The 9512-nt window shown below is 36.2% G+C and carries 11 protein-coding genes; 10 read left to right on the forward strand and 1 reads right to left on the reverse strand.

Going from position 1 to position 9512, the window contains the following annotated elements; all coding sequences use genetic code 11:
• The first annotated feature begins 180 nt into the window (after nt 1–180).
• The 7 genes from Q5O73_RS08600 to lepB all read left to right on the forward strand — a co-directional run bounded on the left by Q5O73_RS08600 (nt 181) and on the right by lepB (nt 5247).
• The gene (locus tag Q5O73_RS08600) at nt 181–564 is read left to right on the forward strand and encodes a hypothetical protein (RefSeq protein ID WP_302669476.1); all 384 of its coding nucleotides are present in this window, start codon (nt 181–183) and stop codon (nt 562–564) included.
• Between the two features lie 143 nt (nt 565–707).
• Nucleotides 708–851, forward strand: a complete 144-nt coding sequence (locus Q5O73_RS08605) for a hypothetical protein (protein WP_021952953.1) — start codon at nt 708–710, stop codon at nt 849–851.
• A gap of 246 nt (nt 852–1097) precedes the next feature.
• Nucleotides 1098–1769 carry a family 43 glycosylhydrolase gene (locus tag Q5O73_RS08610; protein ID WP_302669477.1) on the forward strand — a complete coding sequence of 224 codons (672 nt, stop codon included), beginning with the start codon at nt 1098–1100 and terminating at the stop codon, nt 1767–1769.
• Complete coding sequence (locus Q5O73_RS08615; RefSeq protein WP_302669478.1) at nt 1766–3433, forward strand: CARDB domain-containing protein; 1668 nt, start codon at nt 1766–1768, stop codon at nt 3431–3433. The genes Q5O73_RS08610 and Q5O73_RS08615 overlap by 4 nt, the downstream gene beginning before the upstream one ends.
• 27 nt (nt 3434–3460) lie before the next feature.
• Nucleotides 3461–3598, forward strand: coding sequence for a hypothetical protein (locus Q5O73_RS08620; protein WP_302629126.1), 138 nt, complete (start codon nt 3461–3463; stop codon nt 3596–3598).
• A gap of 195 nt (nt 3599–3793) precedes the next feature.
• Complete coding sequence (locus Q5O73_RS08625) at nt 3794–4414, forward strand: flavodoxin family protein (protein ID WP_302669479.1); 621 nt, start codon at nt 3794–3796, stop codon at nt 4412–4414.
• A gap of 176 nt (nt 4415–4590) precedes the next feature.
• Nucleotides 4591–5247 carry a signal peptidase I gene (gene lepB / locus Q5O73_RS08630; RefSeq protein ID WP_118589640.1) on the forward strand — a complete coding sequence of 219 codons (657 nt, stop codon included), beginning with the start codon at nt 4591–4593 and terminating at the stop codon, nt 5245–5247.
• A 177-nt stretch (nt 5248–5424) separates the two neighbouring features.
• Here the strand turns inward: lepB and Q5O73_RS08635 are convergent, their stop codons facing one another.
• Entirely contained in the window at nt 5425–6288 is an 864-nt protein-coding gene (locus Q5O73_RS08635) for an N-acetyltransferase (RefSeq protein ID WP_302669480.1), read from the reverse strand.
• Nucleotides 6289–6487: 199 nt separating this feature from the next.
• On the opposite strand from Q5O73_RS08635, the gene Q5O73_RS08640 reads away from it, so the two are divergent.
• The 3 genes from Q5O73_RS08640 to Q5O73_RS08650 form a co-directional block, all read left to right on the forward strand.
• Nucleotides 6488–7390: a deoxyribonuclease IV gene (locus Q5O73_RS08640; RefSeq protein ID WP_021952947.1), complete on the forward strand. Its 903-nt coding sequence runs from the start codon at nt 6488–6490 to the stop codon at nt 7388–7390.
• A complete protein-coding gene (locus Q5O73_RS08645; protein ID WP_021952946.1) occupies nt 7383–8330 on the forward strand; it encodes an AEC family transporter in 948 nt (315 codons plus the stop codon). The genes Q5O73_RS08640 and Q5O73_RS08645 overlap by 8 nt, the downstream gene beginning before the upstream one ends.
• A gap of 38 nt (nt 8331–8368) precedes the next feature.
• On the forward strand, nt 8369–9512 hold a 1144-nt coding region (locus tag Q5O73_RS08650; protein WP_302669481.1), incomplete at its 3' end, for a M3 family oligoendopeptidase.

Genomic DNA, 9512 nt, shown 5'->3' on the forward strand with positions numbered 1-9512 from the left:
GAAATAGAGGAATTAAAGAAGCAGCTTGCCGAGAGGCAGACAGCGTAATAAGAAGTCGGATGGTCAAAGGGGAATCCGGCTTTTAAGGTGTAACACAAAGGTAATGAAATATTAAAATTAATTCCGGACTACAGGATTAATCTCATAGATCCCCATGAGATTAACAATTCAGAGAAGTTTATGTCGGATTTTAGATACATAATAGAATTTATGAAGGCATCAGGGGATAAGGAAAAGATGAACAGTCTTTTAAATGAAAAACATAACATATACTCAAACATGGAAAGGGATGCCATGGTGGTAATAAGGGAATGTGCAAACATTAACATAAAGATTGAAGAGAAGGAGGAAAAGCAGGATATGTGTAAGGCGATTGATGACATGATGAAGGACGCAAGAATGAGTGGGGAAGCATTAGGAGAAGCGAGAGGAAGAGAAACTGAACGTAAGATAATGCAGGAGAAGCTGGATGAAAAGCAGAACCAAATAGAAAAAGAACGTAAAAGATATGAAAAAGAAATAGAGGAATTAAAGAGGCAGCTAGCCGAGAGGCAGACAGCCTAATAAGAAGCCGGATGGTCAAGGACTGTCCGGCTTTTAAGGTACAACGACCTAATAATAGGATGTATAAGAGTAGTAAGAAGGTGCGCCCTTAAAAATAAATAAAAATTTCTATATCCGGTAATACTAAAATAAAAAGGATAAAAATGAAAGTAGTATTAATTGTTATAGGAATAATTATAGTGGTGTTAATTAATTTTGTATTGTATTGCTGCTTAAGAGTAGCATCTAAAACAGATCAGCTATATGAAAAATTATCAATTTCTGAAAAAGAAGAACAGAAAAAATGAAATGAAGAAATAAATATAAAATAAAAAATATTTAGTCAAAATTCACTAAAAAGTAAAGATTAATAGAAAAAATCCGTCTATTTGTATAATTTTTTTATAGAAAAACTCATTGTATTAATATATAATTGGCTGGTAAGGTTGCGTTATATTAGAGAGAAAAAATCCTGCATATATGCAGGTGGGTGTTGTACACCATATAAAATAATTATATAGAGAGGAGGAGTTGGCAGGAACGCCAATGAGTAAATGATGAAAAAAGGAAGGAAAGGGTTAGCGGCTTTATTGGTTATGGTAATGGTTATTACCATGATGGGGGGATTTAATGTCGCACAGAAAACCGAAGTAAACGCTGATGAAAAAACTTACTATGCAGGTAATCCTATTATTACCAGCATGTTTACAGCAGATCCGTCTGCCCATGTGTGGGAGAAAGATGGAAGAATTTACATTTATGCATCTCATGATATTTTCCCATCAAGAGGATGTGACTTAATGGACAAGTATCATGTATTTTCTTCAGACAACATGGTTACATGGAGAGATGAGGGAGAAATTCTTTCATCAGATGATGTATCATGGGGACGTGAAGAAGGTGGATTTATGTGGGCCCCGGATGCAGCTTATGAAAACGGAACATATTATTTTTATTTCCCGCATCCAACAGGTTCAGGGGATGCGTGGAATAATACATGGAGAATTGGTATTGCAAAGAGTAATAGTCCTGCAAGCGGATTTAAGTGTGCTGATGATGGTTATGTAAAGAAAAAAGACGGTTCACCTTATGTTACAGGTATTGATCCATGTATATTTAAAGATGATGATGGTTCATACTATCTCTACACAGGTGGTGGAGCAGCATGTTACGTGGCAAAAATGCAGTCTGATATGCAGACAATACAGCAGGTCAGAATCTTATGAGATATTCTACTGCTAATTCACCATACGGACCATGGAAAGAGGGTGGAATTGTTCTTGAAGGAACAGGTTGTGATACAACTCATGGTTCTATAACAGAATACAAGGGACATTGGTATCTTTTCTATCACAATTGTGAAATCTCAGGAAATGGAACGTTGCGTTCAGTATGTATTGATGAGGTTAAGTTCAACAGTGACGGTTCTATTCAGACTGTAAAACAGACAAAAGAAGGTGTTGCTAACGTAGATTATGTTAATCCGGCAGATGTAGCGGGAAGCAACAGCAGTCCGGATCCTGCTAAATTTACAGAGAAGACAGATTATAGTATTGCAAATGCACAAATTGGTGGTGGAGCCACAAGAGGCGGGGATGCCATTGAAAACCTTCATTATGAAGGCTCATATGTTGAGTGGAATAATGTAAACGGAGGAAAAGGCGGTCAGGCTATGCTTACCGTATACTATGGAACACCGGATGGAGCTACTGCATTGGTAAAAAGTTCAGGTGACAAGGCAGGTGACGGCTATTTCCTGAAATTTAACAAGACTACCGGATGGGGTGATTATTCAGGCGTGGCTACATGTTTCATTGACTTAAATCCGGGAACTAATAATACAGTTAAGCTTATATGTGGCATGGGTGGTGTAAACATTACCGGAATGTCTATTTCATTACCTGACCAAAACGCACCACAGGAAACAACTGAGGCACCGACACAGAAGCCTACAGAGAAACCTACTGAAGCACCAACTCAGGCACCTGAGTATGGTAAGTGTGATTTGGTTGTTACTGATATTGATACAGAGAAGAATTACTATACAGGAGAAGAAGCAGTATTTACTGTTACAATTAAAAATCAGGGTACAGCAACTAGTGCATCAAATACAAAGCATGGTGTTGCACTTTCCGTAGATGGACAGGTCGTTAACTGGTGTGATACATTCTTCGGACCGTTGAAACCGGGAGAAGAGGTTACTGTTTCCATGAATGGAGGACCAAATACCAAGAAATCATGGACGGTTGTTTCAGGTACACATACAGTTTCTGCTCATGTAAATGATACAAGAGATGTTGATGAGTCAGACACAAGCAACAATATATTCTCAAAGACTATGACATTTACAGATAAACCGGCTAAGTCAGCGGATATCAGAGTAGATGGATATCAGATTAGTACAACTCTTGGTGGATTTAGAACAGTTTATTCAGTAAGTGATCCTAATGCAGAAGTTGAAAGCTTAGGTTTAGTATATGGACTTTCAAGTTATGTTTCAGAAAGTGACATGGTTGTAGGAAGCAGCAGTAACAAGGTGTTTGATTATGCAGCAACTGAAAAGGGATGTATGGATATGTCTATTAACGGAGATAAAGACTATGAAAGTTATACTATGACATTACAGTTTGATAAGCAGCAGGTTGCCTTTTTAAGCGAGAAGATGTCAGTTCGTGCTTATGCGAAATTAAAAGATGGCTCAATTATCTATAGCAAGGTACAGAGCACATCAATATATGATACAGCAGATTATTTGTATAAGAATTTAATGATGAATACTTTAAGTGCACACAATTACTTATTTAATAATATTTTGTCTGTTGTTACACCGGCATGTAAGGAGATTGATTACAATTGGAACAGCTCCGTTGTTGCTCCTGATGAATTTTAATTTAAATATTCTGGAGGATAGTTATTGATGAAGAAGAAAATAATATCCTTTCTTATGGTAATGGTTATATGCCTTACAATGCCCGGATGCTTTGATATGGCACCGGGTAGAGCTAAGGTTAAGGCAGCAGATATTTATTATGCAAAATCGTTGCATAATAAATAATATTAATAAAAAGGGCATGTCACATATGTGGTATGTCCTTTTTTAGAATAAAAATAATAACATTAATAAGTGGGCAGTTCCTTTGTATATTTAAAAATATATGTTATAATGATTTAGTTGTATAAATACAATAAAATAATAAGGGAAAAGAACTCATATTTATGTCTATTCAAAATAACCGGAGGTTAGATTTAAATGAAAGTATTAATGTTTAATGGAAGTCCAAAAGCTAATGGATGTACATATACGGCACTTTGTGAGATGGCAAAGGTTTTACAGGAAGAAGGAATTGAAACAGAGATTATGCATGTAGGAGGCAAACCACAGGGAGGATGTATGGGCTGTGGCGGATGTGGCACTACAGGAGAATGCGTGTATGGAGGAATGGTAGTTGAGGCAGCTAAAAAGCTTGAACAGGCAGACGCAGTGGTATTTGGTAGTCCGGTACATTATGCCTCTATTAGTGGAAACATGATGGGATTTCTTCACAGATTATCATGGAGTGCGGGAAAGTATCTTAAATATAAACCTGCTGCAATGGTGGTAAGTGCAAGACGTGCCGGCACAACCAGTGCATTAGATGAAATTGCCAAAATACCTGAATTTTTCCATATGCCACTAATTAATGGAAATTACTGGCCTATGGTTCATGGCAGCACCCCGGAAGATGTTAAAAGGGATGAAGAGGGACTTCAGATTGTAAGAAATATTGCAAGAAATATGGCATGGATTTTAAAATGCATTGAGGCAGGAAAGGAAAAGGGAATAGTACATCCGGAACCGGAAGCCCAAATTAGAACAAATTTCATAAAATAGTATTAATTTTAACAAAATAGAGAATTTGTTAATAGAATTGTAACAGAACATTTATTGCATATATATTCCATTGATTATATACTAAAAAAGTCAAAAAATTGGAAGACGAAAGGAAATGTGACGGAATGGAAGATAACAGAAATTACCAATCAGAAGAGGTAGAAGATGAAAATCTGATGGACGACGTGATTGTTAACCCGGCAGATGATTCAGTTAAGGAGAACGGAAAGCCTCGAAAAAAACAGGAAAGTGAACCTATTAATGTAAAGAAGGAGATTTTCAGCTGGATTAGAATAATTGTTGTGGCAGTGGTTATTGCCTTTGTTATAAACAATTTTATTATTATGAATGCCAATGTTCCTACAGGTTCTATGATGAATACAATAATGAAAGGGGACCGCATGATTGGACTTAGAACATCATATTGGCTCTCAGATCCTAAGAGAGGAGACATTGTTATTTTTATCAATCCTGATTATGATGAAAACAGTCCTAAGGATGAGAAGTACTACGTAAAGAGAGTAATTGGACTTCCGGGAGAGAAAGTAACTATTAAGGATGCAAAAATTTATATCAACGATTCAGATAAACCATTAGATGAACCGTACCTTCCAGAAGAATGGGTATATGTAAATGGTTCAGATGAAGAGTTGACATATCAGGTTCCGGAGGGATGTTATTTCATGCTTGGTGATAACAGAAATAACTCCAGTGATGCAAGATTCTGGAACAATACGTACTTAAAGCGTGAGAATGTAATTGCAAAAGCAGTATTTAAGTATTGGCCTTGGGATCACAAGGGATTATTTGAAAAAGTAGACTATGCACAGTAATGTGTGGTAGTGTTGTGCTGAATAATGGTTGCCATAGATATGTGGTAGCACTGAATAAATGGCTGTCGCTAAGATGCGGCGGTCATTTGTTATATTAGAATATTTGGGGGCTGGTACCTTGAAAAATAGGAAAAACAAATATCAACTATTATCAACTATTAAAACATAGCCTAAAAACTACATTTCATATATTTCAGCGCTGTCAACTACCACAAACCCCAGTTTCTTATACAGTGAAATGGCAGGTTTGTTGTCACCACTTACATGAAGCAAAACATATGTGTGGTCTTTGGACAAATAAGAAATTACAGCATCAAGCATTTTAAAGCCGTACCCCATACCACGGTATTTATCAAAAACCAGAACATCATGAATACATACAGTCCTGTCATTAAACAATTCAATAAGGCAGCTGCCAACAGTTGCACCCTGTGAGACCATTTCAAATTTAACACTTTGAGTGGTACTTTCTAAATTCCCGTCAACTATCTTCACATATTTAGGAAGTGTTTTGTAACAGGCACTAGATAATGAAAACTTCATCATATATTCAGTGGCAGTTTTTTCAAAGCCTAAATGAGACAAAACAGCACAACCGGTAGAATTCTTGGAGTTTAACATTGCTGAAATATAAAAGTCATTATAATCAGTTAAAAATGAGTCTAAAAGAGATGACATTAAATTTAGTTTTCTGTACTTTGGAAGAACATATCCACAAATATCAACAATTTCATTATTATAGAAGTCAGCACTTAAAAATCCTACTGTTTTTCCCTTATGTACGCCATAGTACAAAACAGGTAACGGATTAACCCGGTTTGAATCATCATATGAAACAGGTGAAGAGCTACCCGGGGTTGAACCATTACATAAAACCGACTCGGAATCATCACATGAAACAGATAACGCCTCATTTTCTCCGAAAAACAGTTGGGGAATATATTGATTTTCGTTTTTGCAGATTTCATAAATATTGGTGCAAATTTCCCTTAAATCCTTTGAAATAGCATAACTTTTTTTCATGTCAAATATAAATGTCATAACAGAACCCCTTTCCCGAAAAAACGACGAAGGTTAAATAAAAATATGTTTAAACGGTGTCATTTAAATTGGTTTGATTATACCAAATGCAATAGAAAAAATACAGTATATGTGGTATAGTGGGAAAGCAAAAGGTTAATATTATTAGATAAATACCATTGGATAAAAATTACAAAATAAAGGTTTTATGGAGAGTGTTATGTTGAAAATAGGTTCACATGTTAAGATGAGTGGCAAGGATATGCTTCTTGGCTCGGCGAAGGAGGCAAAATCCTATGGAGCAAATGTTTTTATGGCATATACCGGTGCACCTCAAAATACCAAAAGAAAAGATGTAAGTGAATTAAAGATAAAAGAAGCATGGGAATATATGCAAAAAAACGGCATTGAAGATATTATAATTCATGCACCATATATTATTAATTTAGGCAATACCATTAAGCCTGAAACCTATGAAATTGCAGAAAAGTTTTTGGCTACGGAATTAGACAGAACGGAAAAAATGGGAAGTAAGGTTATGGTTTTACATCCCGGCTCCCACGTTGGAGCAGGTGTTGACGCAGGAATTAAGCAGATAATAAACGGCATAAACAATGTACTTAGCAGAGACACAAAGGCATATATAGCATTAGAAACCATGGCAGGAAAAGGAAGCGAGATAGGCAGAAACTTTGAGGAAATTGCAAGAATTTATGATGGCGTAAAATATAACGATAAGCTCCGTGTCTGCTTTGACACATGCCATGTAAACGATAGTGGATATGATTTGGTAAATGATTTAAGTGGAACATTTGAGAAATTCGACAAAGTAATAGGAACTGACCAGATTGCGGTTTTTCATATTAATGACAGCAAAAATCCCTGTGGTGCAGCAAAAGACAGACACGAAAACATAGGCTTTGGAAACATAGGATTTGAAACTCTTAAGGAAATTGTCTATATGAAGGAATTTGAAAATATTCCAAAAATTCTAGAGACCCCATATATTAAGGATCCGGATAACGATAAAAAATCCTATGCACCCTACAAATTTGAGATAGAAATGTTAAAGCAGAGAGAATTAAATCCTAATTTGCAAAAAGAGGTTATTGAAAATGAATAGCTTGATTTATAGTTTAAATGCAACAGTTCCGGTTTTTCTGGTAATTGTTGTGGGATATTTACTTAAAAAAATAGGCTGGATAAATGAAGGATTTATAAAGGCATCAAATAAAATTAACTTTACAATTACCCTGCCGGCTTTACTTATACAGGACATGATGAACAATGATTTTCTGCAGAAATTTGACGGAATGTATGTTGTATATTGTGCAGTGGTAACGTCAATATGTTTCTTCGCCACATGGGTTGGAGCTAAATTGCTGGTAAAGGATAAAACAATTGTTGGTGAGTTTGTTCAGGCTTCATATCGAAGTAGTGCGGCAGTGTTAGGAGCCGCATTTGTGTTTAATATATATGGGGACACAGGAATGGTGCCTCTGATGATTTTAGGGGCGGTACCACTTTATAATGTTTATGCAGTTCTGGTTTTAACAGTGGAATGTCCGCAGAAAGGCGCAAGTCAGGATAAAACCTTACTAACTACCTTAAAGGGAATAGTAACAAATCCTATTATTTTAAGTATTTTTGCCGGGGTTATTTTATCTGCAACAAAGGTGCAGTTCCCTAAAATAATAGATAATACCATAGGAAATTTTGCAAGAATAGCCACTCCGTTGGCACTTTTGGCAATTGGTGGCAGTTTTGAATTTGGAAAGGCAATAAAAAAGGCAAAGCCTGTCATTGTTGCTACGTTTTTTAAACTTATAGGCTGGGCAATGGTATTTTTGCCAATAGCTGTGTGGTTAGGATACAGGGATGAGAAGCTGATGGCACTGGTTATTATGCTGACATCCCCTACTACTCCAAGTTGTTACATAATGGCAAAAAGCATGAAATCAGAAGGAACTCTTACAAGCAGTGTTGTAGTGTTGACAACCCTATGTTCTGCATTCACCCTGACAGCTATTATATTTGTATTAAAAAGCCTGGGATTATTGTAGGATAGGGTATTAAATAAAATAGGTGAGGAGGAAACCAAATGAAGAGAAGTGAACAGAAAATTCAGGATACCTGGAAAATGGAGGATATGTTTATAAGTGATGAGGCATGGGAAAAGGACTTTGAAAAGGCAACAAAGATGATTCCTCATTATAGTGATTTTTCAGGTGAAGTTTCAAAGGATAAAGAAAAATTAATTGAATATTTTAATTTCAATGATGAGATAAATTTGTTAGTGGAAAGACTTTATGTATATTCAAACCAAAAGTACCATCAGGATATGGCAGAGGCAAAGTATCAGGCATATTCAGGAAAGGCACAGAAACTGGCAGTAGACATAGGAAGTGCATCAGCTTTTTTTGAACCGGAAATTTTGGAAATGGAGGAAGATACATTACTTTCATGGATGCAGGATGACAGGCTGGCCGATTACCGGAGATATGTGGGAGAAATATTGAGAGGAAAAGCTCATACTCTTGATAAGAAGACAGAAGAAATTTTGGCAAAAAGCAGAAAAATGGCGGCAGCAGCTGACAACATTTATTCAATGTACAATGGTGCCGATATTGATTTCCCGGTGGTAAAGGGAAGTGACAATAAGGAAATCAAAATAACCCATGGCAATTATGTCCCAATTCTTGCGGGAGAGGACAGAGAACTTAGAAAAAATGCCTTTAAGGCTTTATATGATACCTATGGCAAAATGAAAAATACAATTGCGGCAACCTTTAATGCAAATGTTGAACAGGCATGCTTTTATGCAGATGTGAGAAATTATCCCTCATCCCTTGCAATGCACCTTGATGGAAGTAATATCCCGGTGTCAGTTTATGATAATTTAATAGATGTTGTGCACGAAAACATGGGATTGATGCACAGATACGTTAAATTAAGAAAGAAGATTCTTGGAGTGGATGAACTACATATGTATGATGTTTACGCTCCAATTGCTAAGGCACCTAAGGATAAAATACCTTTTGAAAAAGCAAAGAAAATGGTTTTAGAAGCACTAAAACCTATGGGTGAGGATTATCTTTCCAAGTTAAAAGAAGGCTTTAACAACAGATGGATTGACGTTTACGAAAATGAAGGAAAAAGAAGCGGGGCATATTCCTGGGGAGCTTACGGATGCCATCCATTTGTATTGATGAACTATCAGGATAATCTGAATAATGTGTTTACGC

Origin of the sequence: Eubacterium sp. AF15-50 (genome assembly GCF_934835595.1) — a bacterium.
Taxonomy (GTDB): Bacteria; Bacillota; Clostridia; order Lachnospirales; family Lachnospiraceae; genus Eubacterium_G; species Eubacterium_G segne.

Coding starts and splice junctions, on each gene's coding strand:
- Q5O73_RS08635 (WP_302669480.1), bottom strand. CDS start 6,288: ATGACATTTATATTTGACATGAAAAAAAGTTATGCTATTTCAAAGGAT.
- Q5O73_RS08625 (WP_302669479.1), top strand. CDS start 3,794: ATGAAAGTATTAATGTTTAATGGAAGTCCAAAAGCTAATGGATGTACA.
- Q5O73_RS08645 (WP_021952946.1), top strand. CDS start 7,383: ATGAATAGCTTGATTTATAGTTTAAATGCAACAGTTCCGGTTTTTCTG.
- Q5O73_RS08615 (WP_302669478.1), top strand. CDS start 1,766: ATGAGATATTCTACTGCTAATTCACCATACGGACCATGGAAAGAGGGT.
- lepB (WP_118589640.1), top strand. CDS start 4,591: ATGGACGACGTGATTGTTAACCCGGCAGATGATTCAGTTAAGGAGAAC.
- Q5O73_RS08605 (WP_021952953.1), top strand. CDS start 708: ATGAAAGTAGTATTAATTGTTATAGGAATAATTATAGTGGTGTTAATT.
- Q5O73_RS08600 (WP_302669476.1), top strand. CDS start 181: ATGTCGGATTTTAGATACATAATAGAATTTATGAAGGCATCAGGGGAT.
- Q5O73_RS08640 (WP_021952947.1), top strand. CDS start 6,488: ATGTTGAAAATAGGTTCACATGTTAAGATGAGTGGCAAGGATATGCTT.
- Q5O73_RS08620 (WP_302629126.1), top strand. CDS start 3,461: ATGAAGAAGAAAATAATATCCTTTCTTATGGTAATGGTTATATGCCTT.
- Q5O73_RS08610 (WP_302669477.1), top strand. CDS start 1,098: ATGATGAAAAAAGGAAGGAAAGGGTTAGCGGCTTTATTGGTTATGGTA.